The sequence below is a fragment of the Pseudomonas putida genome, from assembly GCA_029953615.1.
Lineage (GTDB): Bacteria > Pseudomonadota > Gammaproteobacteria > Pseudomonadales > Pseudomonadaceae > Aquipseudomonas.
Map to the genome: position 1 here is coordinate 3,714,071 of CP124529.1, position 26,210 is coordinate 3,740,280.

Annotated in this window: 21 protein-coding genes and 1 pseudogene; 10 read left to right on the forward strand and 12 right to left on the reverse strand. The window is 64.3% G+C overall.

Translation table 11 applies throughout. The annotated features are described in order from the left end of the window. The first annotated feature begins 284 nt into the window (after positions 1-284). From QIY50_17095 to QIY50_17130, 8 genes are all read left to right on the forward strand, one after another. Positions 285-4,310 (forward strand): bifunctional nitrate reductase/sulfite reductase flavoprotein subunit alpha, encoded by a 4,026-nt coding sequence (locus QIY50_17095; GenBank protein WGV19122.1) that lies wholly within the window; start codon positions 285-287, stop codon positions 4,308-4,310. Positions 4,311-4,615: 305 nt separating this feature from the next. Beyond that, positions 4,616-7,168 carry a nitrite reductase large subunit NirB gene (gene nirB / locus QIY50_17100; protein WGV19123.1) on the forward strand — a complete coding sequence of 851 codons (2,553 nt, stop codon included), beginning with the start codon at positions 4,616-4,618 and terminating at the stop codon, positions 7,166-7,168. Further along, positions 7,168-7,530: a nitrite reductase small subunit NirD gene (gene nirD, locus QIY50_17105; GenBank protein WGV19124.1), complete on the forward strand. Its 363-nt coding sequence runs from the start codon at positions 7,168-7,170 to the stop codon at positions 7,528-7,530. The genes nirB and nirD overlap by 1 nt, the downstream gene beginning before the upstream one ends. 167 nt (positions 7,531-7,697) lie before the next feature. Then, entirely contained in the window at positions 7,698-8,630 is a 933-nt protein-coding gene (gene pcaQ / locus QIY50_17110; protein WGV19125.1) for a pca operon transcription factor PcaQ, read from the forward strand. 334 nt (positions 8,631-8,964) lie between these two features. Next, positions 8,965-9,729, forward strand: coding sequence for an FKBP-type peptidyl-prolyl cis-trans isomerase (locus tag QIY50_17115; protein ID WGV19126.1), 765 nt, complete (start codon positions 8,965-8,967; stop codon positions 9,727-9,729). Positions 9,730-10,021: 292 nt separating this feature from the next. Then, positions 10,022-10,462, forward strand: a complete 441-nt coding sequence (locus QIY50_17120; GenBank protein WGV19127.1) for a YkvA family protein — start codon at positions 10,022-10,024, stop codon at positions 10,460-10,462. Between the two features lie 111 nt (positions 10,463-10,573). Further along, the gene (locus QIY50_17125) at positions 10,574-10,912 is read left to right on the forward strand and encodes a helix-turn-helix transcriptional regulator (GenBank protein WGV19128.1); all 339 of its coding nucleotides are present in this window, start codon (positions 10,574-10,576) and stop codon (positions 10,910-10,912) included. After that, positions 10,909-11,277 carry a hypothetical protein gene (locus tag QIY50_17130; protein WGV19129.1) on the forward strand — a complete coding sequence of 123 codons (369 nt, stop codon included), beginning with the start codon at positions 10,909-10,911 and terminating at the stop codon, positions 11,275-11,277. The genes QIY50_17125 and QIY50_17130 overlap by 4 nt, the downstream gene beginning before the upstream one ends. Before the next feature lie 220 nt (positions 11,278-11,497). Here QIY50_17130 and QIY50_17135 read toward each other — a convergent pair whose 3' ends face one another. Further along, on the reverse strand, positions 11,498-13,579 hold the full coding sequence (locus tag QIY50_17135) for a carboxy terminal-processing peptidase (GenBank protein WGV19130.1): 2,082 nt from the start codon (positions 13,577-13,579) through the stop codon (positions 11,498-11,500). Between the two features lie 144 nt (positions 13,580-13,723). Between QIY50_17135 and QIY50_17140 the strand changes: the two genes are divergently transcribed. Further along, positions 13,724-14,686: an NAD(P)H-quinone oxidoreductase gene (locus QIY50_17140; GenBank protein ID WGV19131.1), complete on the forward strand. Its 963-nt coding sequence runs from the start codon at positions 13,724-13,726 to the stop codon at positions 14,684-14,686. Positions 14,687-14,801: 115 nt separating this feature from the next. Here the strand turns inward: QIY50_17140 and QIY50_17145 are convergent, their stop codons facing one another. From QIY50_17145 to QIY50_17170, 6 genes are all read right to left on the reverse strand, one after another. Then, positions 14,802-15,455 (reverse strand): HAD family hydrolase, encoded by a 654-nt coding sequence (locus QIY50_17145; protein ID WGV19132.1) that lies wholly within the window; start codon positions 15,453-15,455, stop codon positions 14,802-14,804. 14 nt (positions 15,456-15,469) lie between these two features. Further along, positions 15,470-16,459 carry an ABC transporter ATP-binding protein gene (locus QIY50_17150; protein WGV19133.1) on the reverse strand — a complete coding sequence of 330 codons (990 nt, stop codon included), beginning with the start codon at positions 16,457-16,459 and terminating at the stop codon, positions 15,470-15,472. Position 16,460: 1 nt separating this feature from the next. Continuing rightward, positions 16,461-17,255 carry an ABC transporter permease gene (locus QIY50_17155; protein WGV19134.1) on the reverse strand — a complete coding sequence of 265 codons (795 nt, stop codon included), beginning with the start codon at positions 17,253-17,255 and terminating at the stop codon, positions 16,461-16,463. Further along, a complete protein-coding gene (locus tag QIY50_17160; protein ID WGV19135.1) occupies positions 17,245-18,096 on the reverse strand; it encodes an ABC transporter permease subunit in 852 nt (283 codons plus the stop codon). The genes QIY50_17155 and QIY50_17160 overlap by 11 nt, the downstream gene beginning before the upstream one ends. After that, positions 18,093-18,899, reverse strand: a complete 807-nt coding sequence (locus tag QIY50_17165) for an alkaline phosphatase family protein (protein WGV19136.1) — start codon at positions 18,897-18,899, stop codon at positions 18,093-18,095. The genes QIY50_17160 and QIY50_17165 overlap by 4 nt, the downstream gene beginning before the upstream one ends. 147 nt (positions 18,900-19,046) lie before the next feature. Next, on the reverse strand, positions 19,047-20,111 hold the full coding sequence (locus QIY50_17170; protein ID WGV19137.1) for an extracellular solute-binding protein: 1,065 nt from the start codon (positions 20,109-20,111) through the stop codon (positions 19,047-19,049). A 316-nt stretch (positions 20,112-20,427) separates the two neighbouring features. On the opposite strand from QIY50_17170, the gene phnR reads away from it, so the two are divergent. After that, the gene (gene phnR, locus QIY50_17175) at positions 20,428-21,141 is read left to right on the forward strand and encodes a phosphonate utilization transcriptional regulator PhnR (GenBank protein ID WGV19138.1); all 714 of its coding nucleotides are present in this window, start codon (positions 20,428-20,430) and stop codon (positions 21,139-21,141) included. 98 nt (positions 21,142-21,239) lie between these two features. On the opposite strand, the gene QIY50_17180 is transcribed toward phnR, so the two are convergent. From QIY50_17180 to minE, 5 genes and pseudogenes are all read right to left on the reverse strand, one after another. After that, the gene (locus tag QIY50_17180) at positions 21,240-23,393 is read right to left on the reverse strand and encodes a mechanosensitive ion channel family protein (GenBank protein WGV19139.1); all 2,154 of its coding nucleotides are present in this window, start codon (positions 23,391-23,393) and stop codon (positions 21,240-21,242) included. A gap of 44 nt (positions 23,394-23,437) precedes the next feature. Further along, a complete protein-coding gene (locus tag QIY50_17185; protein WGV19140.1) occupies positions 23,438-23,605 on the reverse strand; it encodes a hypothetical protein in 168 nt (55 codons plus the stop codon). Between the two features lie 194 nt (positions 23,606-23,799). Continuing rightward, positions 23,800-25,089, reverse strand: coding sequence for a M18 family aminopeptidase (locus QIY50_17190; GenBank protein WGV19141.1), 1,290 nt, complete (start codon positions 25,087-25,089; stop codon positions 23,800-23,802). Between the two features lie 73 nt (positions 25,090-25,162). Then, positions 25,163-25,799 (reverse strand): annotated as a pseudogene (locus QIY50_17195) (RluA family pseudouridine synthase). A 156-nt stretch (positions 25,800-25,955) separates the two neighbouring features. Next, positions 25,956-26,210 (reverse strand): cell division topological specificity factor MinE, encoded by a 255-nt coding sequence (gene minE / locus QIY50_17200; GenBank protein WGV19142.1) that lies wholly within the window; start codon positions 26,208-26,210, stop codon positions 25,956-25,958.

Sequence of the window (26,210 nt, forward strand, 5' to 3'; positions counted from 1 at the left end):
TGGGGTTGCCATCGCATGGTGCACAGCCTGTACCGGCCACTTCGCGGGCACGCCCGCTCCCACAGGTACAGCACTGCCCTCAGGCCTTGCGATATCCCTGTGGGAGCGGGCATGCCCGCGAAAGGGCCGGCACAGCTGGCCCATTAATTGCTGATCTACCGCTACCCAGGGCTATCAACGTCGACAGCCCACAAAAACCTCACGACAAAGGCGCCGTGTTGCCCCGCTTGCCCAGCAAGCAGGGGCAGCCGGCGCCTTTTTGCGTTCCCTACAGGAGCCCGCCCATGGTCAATAGCGAAGTGCGCAGCGTCTGCCCCTACTGCGGCGTCGGTTGCGGCATCGTCATGAGCGTTGCCGATGGCAAGGTCGGCAAGATCAGCGGCGACAAGCAGCACCCCAGCAACTTCGGCCGCCTGTGCACAAAAGGTCTCACCGCACACCTGCCGCTGACCGCCGCCGGGCGCATGGAAGATGCCTATGTGCGCCAGCAGCGCAGCCAGCAGCCAGCGCGAACCGGCATCGACCAGGCCATCGCCGCCGCCGCTGCGCGCCTGCGCGGCATCATCGACCAGCACGGCCCCGACGCCGTGGCACTGTACGTGTCCGGGCAGATGTCGCTGGAGGCACAGTACCTGGCCAACAAGCTGGCCAAGGGTTTTATCCGCACCCGCCACATCGAGTCCAACTCGCGCCTGTGCATGGCCAGTGCCGGCAGCGGCTACAAATTGTCGCTCGGCGCCGACGGCCCGCCCGGCAGCTACCAGGACTTCGAGCACGCCGATGTATTTCTGGTGATCGGCGCCAACATGGCCGACTGCCACCCGATCCTGTTCCTGCGGCTGCTCGACCGGGTCAAGGCGGGGGCCAAGCTGATCGTCGTTGACCCGCGGCGCAGTGCTACCGCCGACAAGGCCGACCTGTTCCTGCAGGTGCGCCCCGGCAGCGACCTGGCCCTGCTCAACGGCCTGCTGCACCTGCTGCTGCGTAACGGCCACACCGACCCCGGCTTCATCGCCCGCCACACCGAAGGCTGGGACGAACTGCCGGCCTTTCTCGATGCTTACACCCCTGACCGCGTGGCCGCTATCACCGGGCTGGCCGAGGCCGACCTCATCAGGGCTGCCGAATGGATCGGCAGCGCCAGCAACTGGATGAGCTGCTGGACCATGGGCCTGAACCAGAGCATCCATGGCACCTGGCACACCAATGCAGTCTGCAACCTGCACCTGGCCACGGGCGCCATCTGCCGCCCCGGCAGCGGGCCGTTCTCGCTGACCGGCCAGCCCAATGCCATGGGCGGTCGCGAGATGGGCTACATGGGCCCCGGCCTGCCAGGCCAGCGCTCGGCGCTGGTGGCGCAAGACCGCGCCTTCGTCGAGCAGCAGTGGCAATTGGCGCCAGGCAGCCTGCGCAGCGAAGGCGGCGAGGGCACGGTGGCGCTGTTCGAGCAGATGAAAAGCGGTGCGGTCAAGGCCTGCTGGGTCATCTGCAGCAACCCGGTGGCCAGTGTCGCCAACCGCCAGCAGGTGATTGACGGCCTGCGCCAGGCCGAACTGGTGATTACCCAGGATGCCTTCCTCGACACCGAAACCAACCGTTACGCCGACATCCTCTTGCCGGCCGCACTGTGGGCCGAAGGCGAGGGCGTGATGATCAACAGCGAGCGCAACCTCACCCTGATGCCGCGCGCCGTCGAAGCGCCAGGGCAGAGCCTGCCTGACTGGCAGATCATCGCCCGGGTCGCCTGCGCCATGGGCTACGCCGACGCCTTCGACTACCCCGATGCCGAAGCGGTATACGAGGAGATTCGCCGTTTCCATAACCCGGCCACTGGCTACGACCTGCGGGGTATCGGCTATGCCGAACTGCGCGAGCAGCCGCGCCAGTGGCCCTGCGCCCCGGGCCGCGAAAACCCGCGCAGCCCGCTGCGCTACCGCAACGACGGCAGTAGCCAGGCGCTGTTGTACGACGCCCAGGGCGAATGCCCGGCGTTAGCCTTCCCGACCGCCAGCGGCAAGGCCCGCTTCTTCGCCCGGCCCTGGTTGCCGGCAGCGGAGATGCCGGATGCCGATTACCCCCTGGTGCTGAATACCGGACGCGTACAGCACCAGTGGCACACCCTGACCAAGACCGGCAAGGTGCCGGCGCTGAACAAGCTCGAGCCTGGCCCCTTCGTGGAAATCCACCGCGACGATGCTGCCCGCCTGGGCATCGCTGAAAAGGACCAGGTTGCCATTCGCTCGCGCCGCGGGCAGGCCGTGCTGCCCGCGCGCATCAGTGACCGGGTAAAGCCGGGCAACTGCTTTGCCCCGTTCCACTGGAACGACCTGATCGGCGAGCAACTGGCGATCAACGCCGTGACCTGCGATGCGGTCGACCCGCTGTCGCTGCAGCCGGCGTTCAAGCACTGTGCCGTGGCCCTTGAGAGGGTTGCAGGCGAGCGTATCGAAGCCGTTGATCTGAACACTGCCCTTCCGGAGCCAACCCGCATGCCCACCGCCACCCTGTCCCGTCTGCTTGGCCTGGACACCTTGCCAGCCCCGGTACTGGCTGAGGAAGAGCGCCATTACCTGCAAGGTTTCCTGCTGGGGCTGGACCAGGCCCGCGCCGAGGGCGTGCCCTGCCTGCCGGCCAGTGCGCCGTTGGCTGCCAACCGCCGGCTGTTCGTCGATGGCTTGCTGGCCGGGCTGTTCGCCCAGCCGGCGGTACTGCCTGATCCGGCACTGGCGGCGCCACGGCACCAGGTTCTGTGGGCCTCGCAGACCGGCAACGGCGAGCTGCTGGCCGAACGCTGTGCCGAGCACCTGCGGGGCGCTGGCCTCGATGTACGGCTCAGTTGTATGGACGCGGTCAGCCCCCGTCAGTTGCAGGGCGCCGCCAGCGTGGTGCTGATCGCCAGCACCTTTGGCGATGGCGACGCGCCCGACAGCGCGGCGGCGTTCTGGCAGGCCTTGCAGGGCGAGGAGGGAGCCCACTGCGCCGAACTGCCTTTTGCCGTGCTGGCCCTGGGCGACTCCAGTTACGACCAGTTCTGCGGCTTTGGCCGAAAACTCGACCAGCGCCTGGCCGAGCTGGGGGGGAGGCGCCTGCTGCAGCGGGTGGACTGCGAACCGGACTTCGACGACGCCTTCGCCGCCTGGCTGGATGCGCTGCTGCCCACGCTAGGCAGCGCCGCGGCACGGCAACCGGTCACCGAGCCATTGCCAGTGGCGGCCTACGGCAAGCAACAACCCTGGGCCGCAACGCTGCTGGAGAACCGCTTGCTCAACGGACCGGGTGCCAGCAAGGAAACCCGTCAACTGGTATTCGACCTGAGCGGCAGCGGCTTCACCTATGCCGCAGGTGATGCCCTGGGCGTGTGGCCGCGTAACTGTCCGGCCCTGGTCGACGAACTGCTGGCGCTGATGCAGCTTGATGGCCAGACCCTGGTCGAACTGAAAGGGCTGCCGGCCATGCCGCTGACCGAAGCCCTGCAAGCGCACCTGGAGATCGCCAAGGTCACCACACAGCAGTTGCAGGCTTTCGCCGTCAATGCCCCGGACCTGCAGCGCCTGCTGCAGCCCGAGTGCAAGGTCGAGCTGCAGGACTGGTTGTGGGGCCGGCAACTGGCCGATGTGCTGTGCGCATTCCCCCAGCAACTGCCGCTGGCCAGCTGGCTGGAGCTGCTCAAGCCATTGCAGCCGCGCCTGTATTCGATCAGCTCCAGCCCGCTGGCGCACCCGCAGCAGGTGCACCTGACCGTTTCCACGGTGCGCTATGGCGCGCGCAAAGGGGTGTGTTCGAGCTTTCTTGCCGACCGTGCGCAGCCACTGAAGGTGGCCATCTTCCCGCAGGCGTCGAAGCACTTCCGCCTGCCCGAGGACGATAGCGTGCCGGTGATCATGGTCGGCCCCGGCACCGGCATCGCGCCGTTCAGGGCCTTCCTTGAAGAGCGAGAGGCACGTGGAGCGAAAGGGGATAACTGGCTGTTCTTTGGCGAGCAGTACGCGGCCACCGATTTCTATTACCGGGAGCAACTGCAGGCCTGGCAGGCGACAGGACACTTGCGCCTGGACACAGCGTTCTCGCGCGACCAGGCCGAGAAGGTCTACGTGCAGCAGCGCATGCTCGATCACGGCGCGCAGTTGTGGCAGTGGCTGGAGGCGGGCGCGTACTTCTATGTGTGTGGCGATGCGCAGCGCATGGCCAAGGATGTGGATGCGGCGTTGCGGGCCATCGTCGCCGAGCATGGCGGCATGGATGCAGCGGCGGCTGCGGCTTATGTCGAAGCGCTGGGCAAGGCCAGGCGCTATCGGCGGGATGTGTATTGATGTGCACCAGGACGGGGAGTGATGCACTTGGAATGTGCATTTGCTGTGCTGGCCTCTTCGCGGGCATGCCCGCTCCCACAGGTACTGCACAGGCCTGAATAAACGTGGAGAACCCTGTGGGAGCGGGCGTGCCCGCGAAGAGGCCGGCACAGGAAACAGGGTTGGCACACTCCCTGCTTTACCCCAGCTACAACAAAGCCCACTGATCAACGGCGATCAACCCGGGCCCCCTACCGTGATGAATACAGGCAAAGGCGCCTGGAGCTTCGGCTCCAGGCGCTTTTTTTTTGATCGAGGATCGGCTTATGAAGGCAACAGCGAGCAGCGGGCAACGAGAGCGACTGGTCATCGTCGGCAACGGCATGGTCGGCCACCATTGCGTCGAACAACTGGTCAGCCGCGGCGCCTTGCAGCGCTTCGAAGTGCATGTGTTCGGCGAAGAGCGCCAGCGTGCCTACGACCGCGTGCACCTGTCCGAGTACTTCGGCGGCAGCTGTGCCGAAACCCTGGCCCTGTGCGGGCAGGACTTCTACGGCGCCAACGGTGTGCACCTGCACCTCGGTGAAGCGGTGCTGGAAATCGACCGTGAGCGCTTTGAAGTGGTCACTGCCGAGGGGCGCTACGGTTACGACCAACTGGTGCTGGCCACAGGTTCCTACCCCTTCGTGCCACCGATCGAAGGCTCCAGCGGCAATGCCCGCCTGGTCTACCGCACCCTCGACGACCTCGATGCCATCCGCGCTGCCGCAGCCAGTGCCCGCCGTGGTGTGGTCGTGGGCGGTGGCCTGCTCGGCCTGGAAGCGGCCAACGCGCTCAAGTCGCTGGGCCTGGAAGCCCACGTGGTGGAATTCGCCCCACGGCTGATGCCGGTGCAGCTGGACGGCGAGGGCGGTGCCGCGCTCAAGGCACAGATCGAAGCGCTGGGTGTTGGCGTGCATCTGTCGCGCGCCACCCAGTCGATCAGTGAGGGTGAAGACTACCGCTACCGCATGAACTTCGATGGCGGCGAGCACCTGGAAACCGACCTGATCGTGTTCTCTGCGGGTATTCGCCCGCAGGATGCCCTGGGCCGTGCCTGTGGCCTGGACATCGCCGCGCGTGGCGGCGTGGTGATCGACAACCACTGCCGCAGCAGCGACCCACGCATCTTCGCCATCGGCGAGTGTGCCTCGTGGAACGGCAGTGTGTTCGGCCTGGTCGCCCCAGGCTACAGCATGGCGCGCAACCTGGCAGCATTGCTGATGGGTGAAACCGCTGGCGAATTCACCGGTGCCGACATGTCGACCAAGCTCAAGTTGCTGGGTGTGGATGTCGGCTCCATCGGCGATGCCCATGGCGCCACCCCGGGCGCACGCAGCTACCGCTTCATCGACGAAGCCAACAGCGCCTACCGCCGGCTGGTGGTGGACGCCAGCGGCAAGCGCGTGCTCGGTGCGGTGCTGGTTGGCGACAACAGCTACTACGACACCCTGCTGCAATACGCCCAGAACGGCATTGCCCTGCCGGCCGACCCGGCGGCACTTATCCTGCCGCAAGGCGGCGGGGCACCGGCCCTGGGTGCTGATGCGCTGCCCGACAGCGCGACCATCTGCTCGTGCCACAACGTCAGCAAGGGTGCGGTCTGCGCCGCCATCGACAGCGGCTGCGGCGACCTTGCCGCAGTCAAGGGCTGCACCAAGGCGGCCACCGGTTGTGGTGGCTGCGCGGCCCTGCTCAAGCAGGTGTTCGAGCACGAACTGACCGCCCGTGGCGTGGCGGTGGACAAGCGCCTGTGCGAGCACTTCGCCTACACCCGCCAAGAGCTGTACGGGCTGGTGCGGGTGGAGGGTATCCGCACCTTCAATGAACTGCTCGAACGCCACGGCAAGGGCCACGTTGGCTGCGACATCTGCAAGCCGGCGGTGGGCAGTATCCTCGCCTCGTGCTGGAACCAGCCGATCATGGACCCGGCGCTGGTGCCGCTGCAGGACACCAACGACACCTTCATGGCCAACATGCAGAAGAACGGCACCTACTCGGTGGTGCCGCGCATCCCCGGTGGTGAAATCACCCCCGACAAGCTCATCGTGATAGGCCAGGTTGCGAAAAAGTACGACCTGTACACCAAGATCACCGGGGGCCAGCGCATCGACCTGTTCGGCGCCCAGTTGCACGAGCTGCCGCTGATCTGGGGCGAGCTGATCGAGGCCGGCTTCGAAACCGGCCATGCCTACGGCAAGTCGACCCGCACGGTCAAATCATGCGTCGGCAGTACCTGGTGCCGATACGGAGTGCAGGACAGCGTCGGCATGGCCCTGCGCCTGGAAGACCGCTACAAAGGCCTGCGCAGCCCGCACAAGCTCAAGTTCGCCGTGTCTGGCTGCACCCGCGAATGTGCCGAGGCACAGAGCAAGGACATCGGCGTGATCGCTACCGACAAGGGCTGGAACCTGTACGTGTGTGGCAACGGCGGCATGCGCCCGCGGCACGCCGAACTGTTTGCCACCGACCTGGACGACGAAACCCTGGTGCGCCTGATCGACCGCGTGCTGATGTTCTACATCCGCACCGCCGACAAGCTGCAGCGCACCTCGGTGTGGCGCGAGAACCTGGAAGGCGGGCTGGACTACCTGAAGCAGGTGGTCATCGATGACAGCCTGGGCCTGGCCAGCGAGCTGGAAGCGCAGATGCAGCATGTGGTCGACCAGTATGAATGCGAATGGGCCAACGCCCTCGGCGACCCCGAGAAGCTCAAGCGCTTCCGTACTTTCGTCAACGACCGCCGCGCCGACCCGGACGTGCACTTCGTGCGCGAACGCGAACAGCGCCGGCCTGCTGCGCCGCTGCACCTGATCCCAACCGTCGAGGAGGCTGTCTGATGAACCTGTCCAATGCTGCTGTGAAAACCCACGAGAACTGGCAGGCCGTGTGCCAGGCGGATGACCTGGTGGCGGATTCCGGGGTGGTGGTGTGGTTCGACGGTGCCCAGGTGGCGCTGTTCTACCTGCCGGGGCAGGCGCAACCGCTATACGCGGTGGACAACCGCGACCCGCGCTCCGGCGCCAACATAATCGGCCGCGGGCTGGTGGGCAGTGTGCAGGGCGAACTGGTGGTGGCGGCGCCGTTGTACAAGCAGCACTTCAGCCTGCAGAGTGGGGAATGCCTGGAGGATAGCGGGCAGCGACTGCGGGTGTGGCCGGTACGCTTGAACGGGGAGGCGGTGGAGCTGGCTGTGGCCTGATATCCATCTGCCGTTTGTACCGGCCTCTTCGCGGGCACGCCCGCTCCCACAGGTACTGCACATGTCTTGAGAACCGTGCAGATCCCTGTGGGAGCGGGCGTGCCCGCGAAAGGGCCGGTGCAGGCCACCTGCATAATCAGCCCCGACAATGCGGTAAGCTTGAGCCCATGAACCTCGACACCCGCATCAAGTACCGCCATCTGCTGTGCTTCCTGGAGATTGCCCGGCAGGGTAGCCTGGCCAGGGCTGCCGACATCCTGGCAATCAGCCAGCCGGCCATCTCCAAGACCCTCAAGGAACTCGAAGACCTGCTGCAAACGCGGCTGTTCGCGCGCAGCCGCCAGGGCGTCGAGCTGACCCCGGCCGGGGCGCGTTTCATGCGTTATGCCGGGCCCAGCGTGCAGGCCCTGCGCGATGGCGTCAGCAGCCTGCGTGGCGAGGCGAAGGCGCCGTCGCAAGTGCGCATCGGCGTGCTGTCCACGGTCGAGGGCCTGCTCATGCCCGAGGTGCTGTGCCGCCTGCACCAGCGGCATGACGCGCTGGTAGTCAGTGTGGTCACCGGGGTCAGCGCGCAGCTGCTCGGCCAGTTGCGCCTGGGCGAACTGGAACTGGTGGTCGGTCGCATGACTGACAGCCCGCAGATCCAGGGCTTGTCGTTCGAGCATCTTTACAGCGAGTCGATGAGCCTGGTGGTGCGGCCCGGCCACCCGTTGCTGGCCGGCACGCCGGTGGAGCGATCGCAGGTGGGGCGTTACCCGTTGGTATTGCCGCCTGCAGGCACCACCATCCGCCAGCATGCCGACAGCCTGTTCGTACAATGTGGCATCCAGATGCCGGCCCAGCGCCTGGAAACCCTGTCGCTGGCGCTAAGCCGGCGCTACTTGCTGGGCAGCGATGCAGTGTGGGTGGCGCCGCGCGATGCGGTGCTGCTCGACCTGCGCCGGGGTGAGCTGGTTGAGCTCGACCTGGGTGTGCGCGAGCCGGGCGGTTCGGTCGGCATCTGTCGCAATGCCGCCTCGCCGCAGAGCCTGGCGGGGCAGTGGGTGTGCGAAGTGCTGCGCGAGGTGGCAGGGCAGTACCGTGAGGGCAATTACCCCTGAGCGCAGGTTCGGCCCTATCGCCGGCAAGCCAGCTCCCACAGGATTAGCACCTGCTTCGGGCCTGTGGCCAACCTGTGGGAGCTGGCTTGCCGGCGATAGGGCCAGTGCAGGCTTCTCAGCATTCAGCAAAAATAAATATCCCGCAAAACTGCGCGAAAGCGGTACAACCGGTCAATACTGGCCAATGGCTTCACATCCTTTGATGAATAACCTTTTAACTACTGAACTTCCTTACCAAAACCCGCTCCTATGCCGGTAGCCATTGGTCATGGCCGCCTGCTAAGCTCGCGGCTTTACCCTGATTGCCCTTTTGGCGCATGAACAAGGAAATAGCATGAAACAGCATCGTTTGGCGGCTGCGGTTGCCCTGGTAGGCCTGGTACTGGCTGGCTGTGATCAACAGACCAGCAGCCCCGAGCTGAAGACTCCGGCACAGAAAGCCTCCTACGGTATCGGCCTGAACATGGGCAAGAGCCTGGCTCAGGAAGGCATGGAAGACCTTGATTCGAAAGCAGTAGCCCTCGGCATCGAAGACGCCGTTGGCAAGAAGGAACAGCGCATCAAGGACGAAGAGCTGGTAGAGGCCTTCACTGCGCTGCAGAAACGTGCCGAAGAGCGCCTGGCCAAGGCCAGCGAAGAAGCCGCCTCGGCCGGCAAGAAATTCCTCGAGGAAAACGCCAAGAAGCCAGGCGTGGTCACCACTGCCTCGGGCCTGCAGTACGAAGTGGTCAAGAAGGCCGACGGCCCGCAGCCCAAGCCGACCGACGTGGTCACCGTCCACTACGAAGGCAAGCTGATCGATGGCAAGGTGTTCGACAGCTCCGTCGAGCGCGGCAGCCCGATCGACCTGCCGGTCAGTGGCGTGATCCCGGGTTGGGTCGAAGGCCTGCAGCTGATGCACGTCGGCGAGAAGTACAAGCTGTTCATCCCGGCTGAACTGGCCTACGGTGCACAAAGCCCAAGCCCGCTGATCCCGGCCAACTCGGTACTGGTATTCGACCTGGAACTGATCGCCATCAAGGATCCTGCCCAGCTGCAAGGCGCCGAGCCGGAAGCGGAAGCACCTGCTGAGGCCCCGGCCGAAGCGCCTGCCAAGTAACACTGGCTGGCCCACGCAAAACGCCCCGTCCTGACGGGGCGTTTTCGTTTGTGCCGGATAGTTGGACGAACCTGCAACTACTGATACTGTCCGAGGAAATGCAGCGTAAAGAAGCAAGATGCTTCTGACGCAATTCGTTTGCGGCGGACGCAGCCACGGTGTGAAACGACTGTGTAAAAAACGCCCGATCTGACCGGGGCCCTTGCCTGACAGGCACCCGGGGTCACAAACGTCGCCCTGTTCACAAGGTTATCCACAATAAATGTGGATAACCTTTCCACTTGGAGGCTACATGAGCGCACCTTGGAATTTCGCCCGTTTCCTGCCCTTGGCCGAGCGCCTGCTCAGCCGTGGCCGGTTGCCCGCCTTGCTGTTTGCGGTAGCTCGCAAAGGCCCGCGGATTGGCCAGCTGCGTGAAGACGTGAAAGTACTGCAGTCGCTGTGCCTGGCCTGGTGGCGTGGCGAGTACCGCGCCATCAGCCCCAAGGCTCTGGTCACCATCGTCGCCGGCCTGCTGTATTTCGTCAGCCCCATCGACGCCATCCCCGACTGGTTGCTGGGTGTGGGTTTCCTCGACGACATCGCGGTGCTGGGGTGGGTGCTGAAGACTGTGGCTGATGAACTGGCGCGCTTCAAGGCCTGGCGCGACAGCCAGGCCCCCGAGCGGCTGCGCGTGGTCGAGCGCCTGCCAGCCACCCCCGAAGCGCTGCGTCTGGAGCGCAACACGCAGTGAAACCCGCCTGAGCGACACCTCAACTGCACAGACCCCGGAGTTGGTAATATAATTGGCATAAGGGTTATGCCTACGGATTACATGCTGTAATCCTTTTTAAAGGGGTTTGTAATGGGTATTCAGGTAATCAGCCGGGACGGTCAGCCCGAGTACGCCGTCGTTCCCTGGGAGCAGTACCAGGCACTGCTCAAGGCTGCCGGGCAGGCGCCTGTCGAGGTGGTTGCCAGTGAGGCGGGTAGCGCCGCTGCCAGTGCGCCATTGCCAGCATTCAGCGAAGTTGCGCAAATTCGCCAGGCCAAGGGCATTGCCCCTGAGCAACTGGCGCGCAATGTCGGGGTAAGCCCGGCTTATCTGGCCATGATCGAATCGGGCGAACGCCAGCCGGATGCTGCCATCCGCCGAGCCCTGGCCTGGCATCTGGGGGTGGCTGGCTGGAGCGAGCCATCATGAGCCAGGTCAGGATCAGCCGTCAGCACTGGGATAACCTGCTGGGCGAGCTTGACCTGGCCCGTCGTCAACGTCACTTGCTGACGTACCGAGCGCTGATCGAGCGCTTGCAGTTGCCCAGCCCGGCCATGCAGACACTCACTGCCGCGCTGGAATACCTGGCAGTGCTGGATGCCCGCGCCGAGCAGCCCTTGCGCAGCTCACTGGTGATCAGTCAGGGCGCCAGCCGTTTGCCGCGTACCGGCTTTTTCGAGTGCGTAGAGCGGCTGGGGCGCTTCTCCGGGCCGGTAGACGGCATGGAGGCGGCATCGTGGCATGCCTCCGAAGTCGTCCGGGTGTTCGAATACAGCTACCCCGAAACAGCTTGATTCGCGCCCACAGGTACAACACAAGGCTCAAGAGCTGTGTGAACCTGTGGGAGCGGGCACGCCGTCACGTATTCGGAGCGCAGCTCCGACCACGACGGTGATGGCGTATTCCTGAAAATGAAAGGGCCGAGCGTTTCCACGCCCGGCCCCTCTGTTTCACGACAGTGCAAAGACTGTTTGATGACAAGTCACATTAACTTGCCATCATTGGCGCAACGCCTTACTTCTTGGCCACCTTGGTGCTCGCACTCAGGTAGTCGATCAGGATGCGCCCGGTTTCAGACAGGTAGGCATCGTCTTCCGGCTTGGTGTTTTCATCCTCGGTCGGCAGCGCGTCCTCGTCCTCTTTTTTCAGCTCTTTCAGCGGTTCTTCACCCTTGGCCTTGCGGCGGATGTTCTCCAGCGCCAATTGCTTGGCCTCGATCTCATCGTGGCGTGCACGGCGGTCCTGCTCGTTGAGGCTGACGGTCTTCTCGTTCATCAGCTTCTGGGTCAGGGCCAGGCGGTCGCGGATGTAGGTGAACTCCGCGTCCTTGTCGCTGCGGGCTTCATGCTGGGCTTTCAGCTGGGCCAGGAACGGTTTGAACGGGTCGGCCGCCGGCTTGACCACCGGGCGGATGGTGTCCCACGGCATGGCCTCGGGCAAGGCGCTCTCGCCAATTTCCTTGGTGTCGATGATCGACGGGTAATCGATGTCCGGCAGCACGCCCTGGTGCTGGGTGCTCTGCCCGGATACCCGGTAGAACTTGGCCAGGGTCAGCTTCAGCTCGCCATGGTTGAGTGGCTGGATGGTCTGTACGGTGCCTTTGCCGAAGGTCTGGCCACCGATGATCAGCGCCCGGTGGTAGTCCTGCATGGCACCGGCGAAGATCTCCGAAGCCGAGGCCGACAGGCGGTTGACCAGCAACGCCAGCGGGCCCTTGTAGAAGGCACCAGGGTTTTCGTCTTCCAGCACGTCGACGCGGCCGTCGCTGTTGCGTACCAGCACGGTCGGGCCTTTTTCGATGAACAGGCTGGTCAGTTCGGTGGCTTCCTGCAGCGAGCCGCCGCCGTTGTTGCGCAGGTCGATGACCACGCCGTCGACTTTTTCCTTTTGCAGCTCGGTGAGCAGTTTCTTCACGTCACGCGTCGTGCTCTTGTACTCCGGATCACCGGCGCGGTAGGCCTTGAAGTCCAGGTAGAAGGCCGGGATCTCGATGATACCCAGCTTGTAGTCGCGCCCGTCCTGCTTGAGCTTGAGCACCGACTTTTTCGCCGCCTGCTCTTCGAGTTTCACCGCTTCACGGGTTATGGACACGATCTTGCTGGTCTGGTCGCTAGGCGCGTTGCTGGCCGGGATGATCTCCAGGCGCACCACCGAGCCTTTCGGGCCGCGGATCAGCTTGACCACTTCGTCCAGGCGCCAGCCGACCACGTCGACCATTTCCTTGTTGCCCTGGGCCACACCAATGATCTTGTCCGCCGGCGCCACCTGCTTGGTCTTGGCCGCCGGGCCTGCCGGCACCAGACGCACGATCTTGACCTGGTCATTGTCGCTTTGCAGCACCGCACCAATGCCTTCGAGCGAAAGGCTCATGTTGATGTCGAAGTTCTCGGCGTTGTCCGGCGACAGGTAGTTGGTGTGCGGGTCGTAGGACTGGGCGAAGGTGTTGATGTAGGCCTGGAAGATGTCCTCGGCACGGGTCTGGTCCAGGCGCGCCAGCTGGTTCTTGTAGCGCTTGGTCAGGGTTTCCTGGATCTGCTTGGGTTCCTTGCCGGCGATCTTCTGGCGCAGCACTTCGTCTTTGACGCGTTTGCGCCACAAATCGTCGAGCTCGGCCTGGTCCTTCATCCACGGGGCATCCTTGCGGTCGATCAGCAAGGTTTCCTTGGCGTTGAAGTCGATCTTGTCCACGCCTTTGTTCAGCTCGGCCAGGGCGAAGTCCAGGCGTTGCTTGACGCGGTCCAGGTAGCGCTTGTAGATGGTGAAGCCCGGGTCGAGGTTACCGCTCTTGAGGAAATCGTCGAATTGCGTTTTCCATTTGTCGAATTCGGCAATGTCGGCAGCGGTGAAGTAGCTGCGTGCCGGGTCCAGCAGCTTGATGTAGCTGTCATAGATGATGACCGAACGGGCGTCATCCAGCGGCGGCTTGCTGTAGTGGTGGCGCTTGAGCAATTCCACCACGTTGAGGCTGGCGACGATCTCGTCGCGGTCCGGCTGCAGGCTGTCCCACTTGTTGGCGGCCGCCGCATTGCCGCCGAGCGTGAGGCTGCCCAGGCCGATCATCAGGGCCAGGGCGGTGCTTGGGAGGAAATGCTTCATGCTGATTCGACGTGGAGGCAATTGATCACGCATAGTAGGCCGTCTTTTCCGTTCGCCGGTTCCATGGGAGCCGGGCGCATACTGCAAAAAGCCTGGGACATAGCGATCCCAGGCTCGGTCATATGATTCAACTATGGAGGCACTGTGAAGGCATTGCAAGGCGTTGACGGACATGTGGCCTGGGTCGAGGCCGAACGCCCGGCCTGCGACGCTGGCCAGGTACGTATCCGCGTGGCCGCAGCGGGGTTGAACCGCGCCGATCTGCTGCAGATGAAAGGTTTGTACCCGCCACCACCCGGTGCCAGCCCGTACATGGGCCTGGAGTGCGCCGGAGTGATCGAGGAAGTGGGTGCCGGTGCCGACTGGCGGGTGGGGGACAGGGTGTGCGCACTGCTGGCCAGCGGTGCCATGGCCGAGGAAGTGGTGGTCGATGCCCGCCACGTGCTGCCCGTGCCTGAGGGGCTGAGCCTGCACGAAGCGGCGGCGTTGCCGGAGGTGTATGCCACTGCCTGGCTGAACATCTTCCAGCTGGGTAGCGTGAAAGCTGGCGAGAAGGTGCTGGTGCACGCTGGCGCCAGCGGCGTTGGCTCGGCCGCCATCCAGCTGTGCAAGGCGTTCGGCAGCCCGGTGTGGGTCAGTGTCGGTTCGCAGGACCGCCTGGCCTACTGCGAGGCGCTGGGTGCCGCCGGTGGCGTGGTACGTAACGAGAACCTCGAGGCGCTGGAGGGTGTCGGCCCGTTCGACGTGATTCTCGACCCGGTGGGCGCCAGCTACGGCGAGCTCAACCTCAAGCTGCTGGCCCGTGACGGGCGCTGGGTGATCATCGGCCTGATGGGCGGGCGCAAGTTCGAGCTGGACCTGGCACAGGTACTGGGCAAGCGTCTGGAGATTACCGGTTCCACGCTGCGCAACCGCGATGACGGTTTCAAGGCCGAGTTGCTGAGCGAGTTGCAGCAGCAGGTGTGGCCGCTGTTTGCCGAAGGGCGCCTGTCGCCGCAGCTGGTGGATACCTACCCGGTGGAGTTTGCCCAGGCGGCATATGCCGAGCTTGAGACCAACCAGGTGTCCGGCAAGCTGGTGATGGTGATCGACCCGAGCCTGGTGTAAGCAGGCCTGGCCCTTTTTCGCGGGCACGCCCGCTCCCACAGGGACCGCACAACATTCAAGTTTGTGGTGACTCCTGTGGGAGCGGGCGTGCCCGCGAAGAGGCCCACACAAATCTTCAGCTCCAGCTCAGAATCGGCCAGCCATTGATCTCGGCATGCTCGCGCAACACCGCATCCGGGTTCACCACGTGCGGATGATCCACCTTCAGCAACAACGGCAGGTCATTGCGCGAGTCGGAATAGAAACTAGCCCCCTCCAGATTCTCCTGCTCCTGGTCCAGCCATTCCAGCAACCGCGTGATCTTGCCTTCGCGATACGTCAGCACCCCATGGGTCTTGCCGGTATACACCCCGTTCACCGCCTCCAGTTCGATCGCCAGGTACTCGTCCACTCCCAGCCGCGCCGCTATCGGCCCGACCAGGTGCGTACCCGACGCCGAAATGATCAGGATGCGATCGCCACGCTTGCGGTGCTCGGCAATGCAGCGGCACGCGTCGCCGTAGATGATCGGCTCGATCACATCTTCGACCCACGGCTGCACCAGGTGCTCGACCTCTTCCAGGGTACGCCCGGCAATCGGCTCCAGGCTGAAGGCCATGTAGTCCTCCATCTGCAGGTGGCCTCTGCCGTAGGCTTCCATCAATTCATGGTCGCGGCGCAGGAATTCCTTGCCGTCGACCCAGCCCAGGCGGGCCATCTGCTCGCTCCACAGCGACGCGCAGTCGCCGTGTATCAGGGTTTCGTCCAGATCGAAAATTGCCAGTGCCATGCTGTTGATTCTCCTTAGGCCACTTCCCGTAGCGCCGTGGGGTCGATCGACACGCTTACCCGTTGCCCGTCCGCATGCAGGTCGGCCGGTGAGCGGTTGAGCACGTCGACCACCAGTTCCACGTCGCGCACCTGCACCCGGTAGCGGATCACGTTGCCCAGCAGGCTGTGGCTGCGCACCTCGGCGTCCAGTTCGCCGTTGATACCCAGGGTGATCGACTCGGGGCGGATCGCCAGGCGGCTGGTGACCGGGCGCTGCAGCAGGCGGCTGGCGCTGTCGGCGTCGAGCAGGTTGTAGTTGCCGATGAAGCCGGCGGCAAACAGGTCCACCGGCGCGGTGTAGAGGGTTTCGGCATCGCCGCTCTGGACAATGCGCCCCTGGTTCATCAGGAAGATGCGGTCGGACAGGGTCAGCGCCTCTTCCTGGTCGTGGGTGACGAAGATGGTGGTCAGCCCCAGCTCGCGCTGGATGGCGCGGATCTGCTCGCGCAGGTGCTTGCGGATACGTGCATCCAGCGCCGACAGCGGCTCGTCGAGCAGCAGCAGGCGCGGGCGGGTAACCAGCGAGCGGGCCAGGGCCACGCGCTGGCACTGGCCGCCAGACAACTGGTGCGGGTAGCGCCCGGCGAAGTTGCCCAGCTCCACCAGCTCCAGCGCTTCGCGCACCCGGGCCTGGCTTTCGTCGGTCTTGACCTTCTGCATGCGCAGGCCGAAGGCGACGTTCTGCTCCACGGTCATGTTGGGGAACAGGGCGTAGCTCTGGAACACCATGCCGATGCCACGCTTTTGCGGGCTCAGCGGCACGATGTCATGGCCATCGAGCAGGATCTGCCCGCTGTCCACCGGGGTCAGCCCGGCGATGCAGCGCAGCAGCGTGGACTTGCCGCAACCGGACGGGCCAAGCAGGGTAACGAACTCGCCACGCTCGATACGGCAGTCGATGTTCTCGAACACCGGGCTGCCGGCGTAGCTTTTGTGCAGTTTCTGTACGCTGACGAAGCTCATGTCAGGTCTTGTCCTTGTTCAGGCGGTTGGCGACCCAGGTCAGTACCAGCACGAAGGCGAAGTACGAGATTACCAGTGCGCTGTTGAAGTGGCCGCTGCTGTTGCGCATGTTGTTCAGGTACACCTGCAGGGTCTCGTAGCGGGTGCCGACCAGCAGGTTGGCGAACACGAACTCGCCGAACAGGAACGAGAACGACAGCAGCAGTGCCACCATCAGGCCCTTGCGCAGGTTCGGCAGCACCACCAGCAGCGCCGCCTGCCAGGTGTTGGCGCCGAGCAGCTGGGCGGCGTCCATCAGGTCGCGCAGGTTGATCGCCTGCAGGTTGTTGGTGATGGCCCGGTACATGAACGGCAGGGCGATGGTGAAGTAGCAGCCGATCAGGATCCATGGTGTGCCGACCATGGCCATGGGCCCGCTGCCGTACAGCTGCAGCAGCCCCACCGACGACACCACCGGCGGCACCGCGAACGGCAGCAGGATGAGAATGTTCATCAGTGCATCGAGCCTGGGGAAGTGGTAGTGCACCACGAACAGCAGCGGCAGGATCAGCACCACCGACAGGATCAGGGAGCCCACGCACACCAGCAGCGACTGGCCGAAGGCCGCCAGGAACCGCGGCTCGCTCCACAGTGCGATGTACCATTTGAAGGTCAGGCCGCTGGGCAGCAGGCTGGCCGACCAGCTGGTGGCTAGCGAGTAGAGCAGGGTGCCGGCCAGCGGCAGCAGCAGTATGAGGAACAGCAGGTAGACCACGGCGCGGTGGTACCAGCCTCCGGAACGGGCGTCAGCGTGCATGGTAGCTCCGTTTCAGCAGCCATTGATGCACCACCGTGACCAGCGTCATCAGCCCCACCAGGACCATTGCCAGGGCGCTGGCCAGGTTGGGGTCGAGGCTGATGTCACCGGCCACCAGGCCGGCGATGCGGATCGGCAGTACGTTGAAGTTGCCGGTGGTCAGCGCGTAGACAGTGGCATAGGCACCGAGGGCGTTGGCCAGCAGGATGACGAAGGTGCCCAGCAGTGCCGGGGCCAGCACCGGCAAGCCGATGTGCCGCCAGAATTGCCAGTGGCTGGCGCCCAGCAGCGCGGCCGACTCGCGCCAGTCTTCGCGCAGGGCGTCGAATGCGGGGTACAGCAGCAACACGCCAAGCGGGATCTGGAAGTAGGTGTACACCAGGATCAGCCCGCTCTTGGAATAGATGCTGAAGTCCTCCAGCAGGCCGACCTGCTTCAGCAACAGGGTCAGCGCGCCGTTGAAGCCGAGCAGGATAATGAAGGCGAAGGCCAGCGGCACCCCGGCGAAGTTGCTGGTCATATTGGCGAAGGCGCTGACGAAGTCGCGCAGCTTCGAGTCCACCTGGCGCAGCGAGTAGGCGCCGAGGGTGGCGATGACGATGCCGAACAGGCTCGACCAGAAGCTGATCTCCAGGCTGCGTTGCAGGGCCTGCAGGTAGAACTTCGAGGCGAATACCTTGCTGAAGTTGTCCACGCCCCAGCCCGCTTCCGATTGCAGGCTGTTGATCGCCACCCAGGCCAGCGGGGCGATCTGGAAGATGACGAAGCACACGGCGAACGGTAACAGGCAGAGCAGGGCCAGGTAGCGGCCACGGGCGCTGCTGCTCTTGGGGGCGGTCACTTCAGCAGCTCCCGGCAGACGCTCTTGTCATGCGGCGCGCCGAGCAGCTCGCAGATAGTCCCGCACAGCTCGGTCTGCAGCGGTTTGGCCGCAGGGTCGAGGCTGAACGCATCACCGAAGACGAACAGCGGCACTTCGCGCTCCTCGGTCAGCAGGCCATTGTGCGAGCGGTCGTTGTTCATGCCGTGGTCGGCGGTGACCAATACCTGGTAACCCTCTTCGAGCCAGCCCGGCAGGTAGTCGGCCAGCAGGATGTCGGCGCTGCGCGCGGCGTTGCGGTACTGGCTGCTGTCCAGGCCGTGGTGGTGGCCGACATCGTCGATACTCATCGGGTGCACCAGCAGGAAGTTGGGGGCGTGGCGGCGGCGCAGGTATTCGCCGTCGGCCAGCAGGTGCGAATCGGGGTAGCGGTCGTCCCAGTAGAACAGCCCATGCTGGATCGGCAGTTTCGGTGCGTGGGTATGGCGGTCGCGCTGCGGGTCGAAGGGCGAGCGGTTGTACAGCTCGCTCATCCAGTGATAGGCCGCCGCGGCAGTGCCAAGGTTGGCCTCGCGGGCGTAGTGGAACACGCTGCGCTGGTTGGACAGGCGGTTGACGTTGTTGTGCACGATACCGCTGTCGATCGGCGCTACACCGGTGAGGATGCACTCGTACAGCGGCCGCGACAGCGACGGTAGTTCGCATTCCACGCGGTACAGCGCGGCGCGGTCGGCTTCGACGTAGGCGTGCAGGTGGCCCATGGCGTGGTGGGCGACCTGGTAGTTGAGGCCGTCGAGCAGGACCAGGATGACGTTGTGTTGCATGGTGGCTCCAGTCATGAACTGCGTTGGCTTCTTCGCGGGCTCGCCCGCTCCCACAGGGTCGTGCGCCAGCCTCGAGGTGCGCGCGGTACCTGTGGGAGCGGGCGAGCCCGCGAAGAGGCCCGTCCAGGCGCTAGCTAAGCTAGCCCCTTACTCCATCTCGATGATCACCTGCTCCTGCCACATCTGCGGCAGCTTCTTCGAAGTCGTTTCCCAGGCTTCGGCATTCTTGATCGGCTGCGCAGCCTTGTACTGTTCGTTGGGCAGCAGCTTGGCCTGCACGTCGTCCGGCAGCTTCAGGTGCTCGGCACGGATCGGCCGCGCATGCCCTTTGGCCAGGTTGATCTGCCCGGCATCGCTGAAGATGTATTCACGCGTCAGCTTGGCCGCGTTCGGGTGCTTGGCGTACTTGTTGATGACGGTGGTATAGCCGGAGATCACCGACCCGTCCGACGGGATCAGCACTTCGAAACGCTTGGGGTCGATCTGCTCACGGTAGCTCAGGCCGTTGAAGTCCCATACCACGCCGACTTCCACCTCACCCTTCTCCAGGGTCTGGATGGTCGGGTTGGCCAGCGACAGGCGCTTCTGCTGGGCCAGCTTGGTGAACAGTTGCAGGCCCGGTGCCAGGTTGGTCTCGTCGCCCTTGTAGGCGATCGCTGCAGCCAGCACGCCGTTGGCGGCCTGGGCCGCGGTGCCGACGTCACCGATGGCGACCTTGTACTTGCCTTTCTCCAGGTCGTGCCAGGTTGTTGGCCGCTCGTCTTCCTTGACAAGGTCCTTGTTGATGATGAAGGCGATGGTGCCGGTATAGGCCAGCGCCCAGTGGCCGTCCTTGTCCTTGGCCCACTCCGGTACCTGGTCCCAGGTGCTCGGCTTGTAAGGCTGGCTCACACCCTTGCTCACGGCGATCGGGCCAAAGGCAGCGCCCACGTCGCCGATGTCGGCACTGGCGTTGTCCTTCTCGGCTTCGAACTTGGCGATTTCCTGGGCCGAACTCATGTCGGTGTCGCTGTGCTTGAGGCCGTACTTGCTGGCCAGGTCTTCCCAGGTGCCTTTCCAGTTGGCCCAGGCATCAGGCATGCCGACGCTGTTGATGTTACCTTCCTTGCGGGCGGCGTCTTCCAGGGCCTTGAGGTCGGGGCCGGCGGCCATGGCCGAGGTGCACAGGGCAATAGCCGAGCCGAGCAGTGACGCCATGAACAACTTTTTCATCCGAAGCTCCTTGGGTGGGTGCCTTTAGTGATGTTGTTATGAGTGAAGCCGTTGTCTGGTGACCGTTGGTCTAGGTCAGCAAACCTCGAGCCAAGGTAGGCTGCTTGCGTGACAGTTTGATGTAGGCAAGGGCCGGCGAAGGCCCTGAAGCTACAGCGTAGACCACGGAACCGCCCCGGTTCTGCTGGCTTGGCGCGTTTCTGGCAGTATCTGGCCAAAGCCTGTGTCACAGGATGTTCATCAGCCCTGCCTAGGCTTGCTCTATTCTCCAAGTGCCCTGTCATGGGGCTGGACTATTCCAGATAGGTAACATTTGATGCAGTCGATGCCACCGCGTGCGGTAACAGCCATTTGCCATGCCCTGCAGGAGCAGATCGAGCACGGCCTGCTGGCGCCGGGCGGCAAGCTGCCAGCCGAGCGCAGGCTCAGTGAAGTGTTCGACACCACGCGCATTACCCTGCGCGAGGCGCTGGTGCAACTGGAAGCCCAGGGGCTGATCTACCGCGAAGAGCGTCGCGGCTGGTTCGTCGCACCTGAACGGCTGACCTACGACCTGATCGAACGCAGCCACTTCCATGCCATGGTCCGCGAGCAGGGGCGGGAGCCCGCTACCGAATTGTTGTCGGCGCGGCTGCAGCCGGCCTCGGCGGCTATCTGTGCGCGCTTGCAGCTGCCGGCGTTGTCCAGCGTGGTACGCATCTGCCGGTTGCGGCGGATCGACGGGCGCGCAGTGCTTTATGCCGAGCACTACCTCAACCCCCGGTACTTCCCGGAGATTCTCGAACAGGACCTGGCCCAGTCGCTGACCGAGATTTATGGGCGGGTGTATGGCATCCAGTACGGGCAGGTGTGCTTCGAGATCTTGCCGACGGCGTTGCCGGTGGAGGCGGCCAGTGCCCTGAAGGTGTCGGCGGGAAGCCCTGGGTTGCATATCACCCGGGTCAACAGTGACCAGCATGGGCACCTGATCGACTGTGACCTGGAGTATTGGCGGCATGATGCCATCCGCATTCGTGCCCAGGCGGGTTGAGGTGCTGGCTTCTTCGCGGGCCCGCCCGCTCCCACAGGGACGCCACTGCATCTGACCTGTCGTCATCCTGTGGGAGCGGGCAAGCCCGCGAACAGGCCCTAACTGGCGGAACCGGTTTGCGCCATCCCGCCACCCCCGGCTGTCACCACCTGCACCGACAACCGCGGCGTCGCCAGGTCCAGCCCCGCCTCATCCAGCTGCCGTTTCAACGCCAGATTGAACGCCCGCGAAACCTCCCACTGCTTGATCGGCGCGGTCTTGAACCGCGCCCGCAAGATCGCCGACCCCGACTCGAAGCTCTCCACCCCCTGCAGCTCCAGCGGCGACCAGATGTTGCGGCGCATCAGCGGGTCGTTGCGCAGCTTCTGCCCCACTTCGCGAATCAGCGTGATCGCCTGGTCGATGTTCATGCTGTGCGGGATCGCCACGCGGAAAATCGCGTAGCCGAACTCGCGGGAGTAGTTCTTGATGCTCTTGATTTCGCTGAACGGGATGGTATGCACGATGCCGTCGATATCACGCAGGCGCACGGTACGGATGGTAAGCCCCTCCACCGTGCCCAGGTGCCCGCCCACGTCCACGTAGTCGTCAATGGCCAGCGAGTCCTCGATGATGATGAACAACCCGGTTATCAGGTCGGCCACCAGCGACTGCGCACCAAAGCCGATGGCCAGGCCGATCACACCGGCACCGGCCAGCAACGGGGTGACGTTCATGCCCATGTTGGCCAGGGCAACGATCACTGCGATGATGAAGATGACCACGAACATCACGTTGCGGATCAACGGCATCATGGTTTGCGCGCGGGCGTTTGCCAGGCCCCGGCGCGAACGCACCAGGGCGTGGTGCACGGCGGTGTCGGCCAGGATCCACACCAGCCAGGCGACGATCAGCGTGCCGGCCAGGCCCAGCAGGCGCACGCTTATGTCGTGGCCGTCGCCCTCGGCGAAGCTGATCATCGACAGGCCCCACACGCGCAGCCCCAGTTCGATGAACACCAGCCAGATGAACAGGTGCACCAGCAGGTAGCCGAAGTTGCGCAAGCGCTCCGCGTACACCGCCTGGCGCTTGTTGGCGCGCTTGGGGTTGGCGGCGTGGCGGCGCACCAGGCCGTTGAGCACCATGCACACCACCACCAGCACCGTGCACATCAGCGACTGGCGCAGGGCAGTGCTGGTGTCACCGGCCGAGATGAAGGTAGCGAACAGCGAAATCGCCACCAGGATCAATGCCGGCACGAACCAGAAGCTGCCGAGGATCTCGATGGTGTCGCTGAGGGTGCGCCGGGTCAGGCGCCGTGACAGGGGCTGGTTGCGGATCAGGTGGGCGATCGGGCGGCGGAAGCGCAGGATGAACAACCCGGTGCACAGCGCCGCAATTACATTGGCGAGGGTAGCCAGAGCATGGGCCAGGTGGGTGCCCAGGGCGACTGTCAGGCGGGGGTCGCTCATCGCCTCGCCAAACGCGGCGAAGCTGCCGATCAGCCAAAGCGGGCGGAACGCCTGGTGGCGCAGGATGTGCAGGGCGCGGTGGCGGTGGGGGCCGTCGAGCAGCGAGAAGGCGATCACGCAGATGGCCGAGAAGCAGGTGCCGACCACCAGCGCGTAGGCCAGCACCATGGCCAGCGACTTGCCCAGTGACGGCGGCAGCACGACGCTCAGGTACACGGTGAATACCAGCGCCACCAGCCACGGGCCCAGCTTGCGCAGGGCAAAGCGCACCAGGTCCCAGGTACGCGGGTGCTGCGGCAGCTCTTCGCTCAGGCCAAAACGCAGGCGCACTCGGTGCCCGACCCAGTTGAAGGCATAGGCCAGCACGCTCCAGACGGCGATGACGGCGGCAAAGCCGAACAGGATGGCCGGCCACTGGTGCACCGGTACTATCAATTCGCTCAGTTCGACCTGGGCCTGTTCGATCTCGGCAGCCCAGCGATGGAACGGGCTGGCCTCGCCGCTGAACTGTTTCTCGAAGTCATGCAGGGCACCGCCGATCAGGCCTAGCACGCCCTGTTCGACGGTGGGTTGCGACTGTCTGGTGGCGTCGCGCAGCTTTTTCAGGTCGGCCAGCAGCTTGGCTCGCTGCTGGTCGTTTTCCAGGTTCTTGATCACCTCGTCCAGCGACTTGCCCAGCGGTTCGGTCGCTTCCGGCTGTGCGGGCGCACTGCCACCAAGCAGGCCGGGCAGGCCCGCCGCCTGTACCGGGGTGACAAACAGGAATAGCAGCAGGAACAGGCAACGCAGAAGGGCAGGCACTGGCAAAACTACCTCAGGTCAAACGATTGACCGAGTGTAGAGGTTCATGACGGCAGTTGCTCCAGGATTTTCCAGCAGGTGAGGCCGAAGATACCCAGCGTGCCGACCCACATCATGACCACGCCAATGTTGCGCTCGCGCAGGCTGAAGCCGACGGTCAGCAACAACAGGAACAGAAACACAGGCACAAACAGGGAGAGGAACGGGGACATGAACAGCAATCCTTTTGCAGTGGGGCGGTGTAACAAGCATAGCGGGTAGCGAGCGAAGCGGGATTGACCTTGGGCAGGTCTGGCCTCTTCGCGGGCATGCCCGCTCCCACAGGTCCCTACAATGCCCGGGCCTGTGGAGACCCTGTGGGAGCGGGCAAGCCCGCGAAGAGGCCAGGCCTGCCTGCATCAAAGCATCAAGGCAGCTCGCGGCAACGGTAGAAGGCGCTCAGCACTTTCACCAGGTGCGCCAGGTCATGGCTGCCGCACAGCTCGCGAATGGAATGCATGGCAAAGGTCGGCAAGCCGATGTCCACCGTACGCACACCCAGGTGGCTGGCCGCAATCGGCCCGATAGTCGAACCACAGCCCATGTCGCTGCGCACCACGAAGCTCTGCACTGGCACTTCCTCGGCCATGCACAGGTGGCGGAAGAACCCGGCGGTTTCGCTGTTGGTGGCGTAACGCTGGTTGTTGTTCACCTTGATGACCGGCCCGGCGTTAAGCTTGGGCCCGTGGTTGCCGTCGTGCTTGTCGGCGTAGTTGGGGTGCACGCCGTGGGCGTTGTCGGCCGACACCATCAGCGAACGCTGAATGGTGCGCACATAGGCATCGCCATCCGGCAGCAGGCGCTGCAGGGTCTGCTCCAGCATCGGGCCGTCGGCGCCACAGGCCGAGCAGCTGCCGACTTCTTCGTGGTCGTTGCACACCAACACACAGGTTTCATCGCTGTCGGCGGCCAGCAGGGCCTGCAGGCCGGCATAGCACGACAGCAGGTTGTCCAGGCGGGCACCGGCGATGAAGTCGCCGTTCAGGCCGACCAGCGCGGCGTCCTGGGTGTCGTAGAAGCTCAGCTCGTAATCCAGCACCACATCGGCGATCAGCTCGTGCTCGCGGGCCAGTTGTTCGGTGAGCAGGGCGCGGAAGTCGATGCGCTCATCACCCGCCACCTGGGCCAGGATTGGCGGCAGCTCGTGCTGCGGGTTGATCGCCCAGCCTTCGTTGGCGGTGCGGTTGAGATGGATGGCCAGGTTGGGGATGACCGCGATTGGCAGCTTGAAGTCGATCAGCTGGCTTTCGACCTTGCCGTCACGGCGGTAGGTTACCCGGCCGGCCAGCGACAGGTCGCGGTCGAACCAGGGCGCCAGCAGGGCGCCGCCATACACTTCGACGCCCAGTTGCAGGAAGCCTTGGCGCTGCAGTTCTGGCTGCGGCTTGACCCGCAGGCACGGGCTGTCGGTATGGGCGCCGACCATGCGGATACCGTTTAGCAGCGGGGCTTGCTTGCCCAGCTTGATGGCGATGATCGACGAGTCGTTACGGGTGACGTAATAGCGGCCGCCAGGCACCGTGGCCCAGCTGTCGCGCTCGTCCAGGCGCTGGTAGCCGGCAGCTTCCAGGCGCTGGGCCAGGCTGGCGGTGGCGTGGAAGGGCGTTGGGGAGGCCTTGAGAAAGTCGATAAGGCCAGAATTCAGTGCGTCGCGCATAGCTCACTCCAGACAGCAGTGGCGCGAGTTTAGCGTATTGGGTCGACAAATTGTGTCTGCCTCTTCGCGGCCCTCAGAAAGGAGCAGGGCACTCGAACTTCAATCGCTCCCCGGTCATCGGGTGGGTAAAGCTCAGCATCGACGCATGCAGGCACAGCCGCTCATGGGCCGCCAGTGCCTCGGGGTTGGCATACAGCCGGTCGCCCAGCAGCGGGTGGCCGATCGACAGCATGTGCACGCGCAACTGGTGCGAACGCCCGGTAATCGGTGTCAGCTCTACCCGGCAGTAGTCACCGCAGCGCTCGACGATACGCCAGAAGGTCAACGCATGCTTGCCCTGCTCGTGGTCCACCCACATGCCGTGGCTTGGTTGGCGGGTCGTAGCGCAGCGGCAGGTCGATGCTGCCGCTGTCCAGTGTCGGCTGGCCCCAGCACAGCGCGGTGTAGGCCTTTTCGGTTTCGCGGTCATGGAACTGGCGTGACAGCTCGCGGTGGCTGTCGGCATCCCGGGCCAGCAGGATGATGCCGGAAGTTTCCCAGTCCAGGCGGTGCACGATCAACGCGTCGGGGTAGCCGTTTTCCTGCAGGCGGGTGATCAGGCAGTCCTTGTTGTCCTCGGCGCGGCCGGGTACCGACAGCAACAGGGTCGGTTTGTTGATCACCAGGATGGCGGCGTCTTCGTGCAGGATCTGGATATTGGACAGCGGCATTGCTTGGTCTCGGTTATATCGGGGAAAACACTGGGGCCGCTTTGCGGCCCATCGCCGGCAAGCCAGCTCCCACAGGTATAGCGCGGACCCTGTGGGAGCTGGCTTGCCGGCGATGGGCTGCAAAGCAGCCCCAATGATTCAGGCCTGGTCGCGAAATCAGCGATCCGGCAAGGTGATGTTCAGCTCCAGAATCGAGCAGCTACCCTGGTTTTCCAGCTCGATATGCACGTCATCGTTGCCGATGTTCACATACTTGCGGATCACTTCAAGCAGTTCTTTCTGCAGTGCGGGCAGGTAGTCCGGTTCGCTGCGTTGGCCGCGCTCGTGCGCCACGATGATCTGTAGACGCTCTTTCGCTACCGACGCGCTGGTCTGTTTCTGTCTGCCACGAAAGAAGTCAAAAAGGTTCAT

Bases quoted from the DNA above. Each gene is read 5' to 3' on its own strand.
- QIY50_17095 (WGV19122.1), top strand. From the start codon at position 285: ATGGTCAATAGCGAAGTGCGCAGCGTCTGCCCCTACTGCGGCGTCGGT.
- QIY50_17170 (WGV19137.1), bottom strand. From the start codon at position 20,111: ATGAAAAAGTTGTTCATGGCGTCACTGCTCGGCTCGGCTATTGCCCTG.
- QIY50_17120 (WGV19127.1), top strand. From the start codon at position 10,022: ATGAGCGCACCTTGGAATTTCGCCCGTTTCCTGCCCTTGGCCGAGCGC.
- QIY50_17190 (WGV19141.1), bottom strand. From the start codon at position 25,089: ATGCGCGACGCACTGAATTCTGGCCTTATCGACTTTCTCAAGGCCTCC.
- minE (WGV19142.1), bottom strand. From the start codon at position 26,210: ATGAACCTTTTTGACTTCTTTCGTGGCAGACAGAAACAGACCAGCGCG.
- nirB (WGV19123.1), top strand. From the start codon at position 4,616: ATGAAGGCAACAGCGAGCAGCGGGCAACGAGAGCGACTGGTCATCGTC.
- QIY50_17155 (WGV19134.1), bottom strand. From the start codon at position 17,255: ATGCACGCTGACGCCCGTTCCGGAGGCTGGTACCACCGCGCCGTGGTC.
- QIY50_17125 (WGV19128.1), top strand. From the start codon at position 10,574: ATGGGTATTCAGGTAATCAGCCGGGACGGTCAGCCCGAGTACGCCGTC.
- QIY50_17135 (WGV19130.1), bottom strand. From the start codon at position 13,579: ATGAAGCATTTCCTCCCAAGCACCGCCCTGGCCCTGATGATCGGCCTG.
- QIY50_17145 (WGV19132.1), bottom strand. From the start codon at position 15,455: ATGGCACTGGCAATTTTCGATCTGGACGAAACCCTGATACACGGCGAC.
- QIY50_17165 (WGV19136.1), bottom strand. From the start codon at position 18,899: ATGCAACACAACGTCATCCTGGTCCTGCTCGACGGCCTCAACTACCAG.
- QIY50_17150 (WGV19133.1), bottom strand. From the start codon at position 16,459: ATGAGCTTCGTCAGCGTACAGAAACTGCACAAAAGCTACGCCGGCAGC.
- QIY50_17185 (WGV19140.1), bottom strand. From the start codon at position 23,605: ATGTCCCCGTTCCTCTCCCTGTTTGTGCCTGTGTTTCTGTTCCTGTTG.
- nirD (WGV19124.1), top strand. From the start codon at position 7,168: ATGAACCTGTCCAATGCTGCTGTGAAAACCCACGAGAACTGGCAGGCC.
- phnR (WGV19138.1), top strand. From the start codon at position 20,428: ATGCAGTCGATGCCACCGCGTGCGGTAACAGCCATTTGCCATGCCCTG.
- pcaQ (WGV19125.1), top strand. From the start codon at position 7,698: ATGAACCTCGACACCCGCATCAAGTACCGCCATCTGCTGTGCTTCCTG.
- QIY50_17115 (WGV19126.1), top strand. From the start codon at position 8,965: ATGAAACAGCATCGTTTGGCGGCTGCGGTTGCCCTGGTAGGCCTGGTA.
- QIY50_17130 (WGV19129.1), top strand. From the start codon at position 10,909: ATGAGCCAGGTCAGGATCAGCCGTCAGCACTGGGATAACCTGCTGGGC.